This window comes from Shewanella sp. S1-49-MNA-CIBAN-0167, assembly GCF_040310145.1.
GTDB lineage: Bacteria > Pseudomonadota > Gammaproteobacteria > Enterobacterales > Shewanellaceae > Shewanella > Shewanella psychromarinicola.
Map to the genome: position 1 here is coordinate 1 of NZ_JBEOPO010000494.1, position 236 is coordinate 236.

The 236-nt window shown below is 41.9% G+C and carries 1 pseudogene; it reads left to right on the forward strand.

What is annotated here, in order from left to right:
* A pseudogene (locus AAEZ00_RS22140) lies at positions 1 to 236 on the forward strand (RNA-guided endonuclease InsQ/TnpB family protein); the annotation flags it as partial.

A 236-nucleotide genomic window follows, 5' to 3' on the forward strand; every position in this document is an offset into this window, starting at 1 on the left:
GTACCGATTGTTTTACACCGTAAATTAGTCAGTGAAATCAAGACTGTTACTGTCCAACTATCACATGGTAAATGGAATGTATCGCTCACCCAAGAGGTTGAATGCAAGACCGCGAAGCGGGTCTTGCATTCAATTGTAGGCTACGACATTAACAGTCAGCATACGGTTGTAGGTTCGAACGGTTGGTACGTTAAAAACCCAAAAGCTCTTAAACGTTCATCAACAAAGCTAAAGCA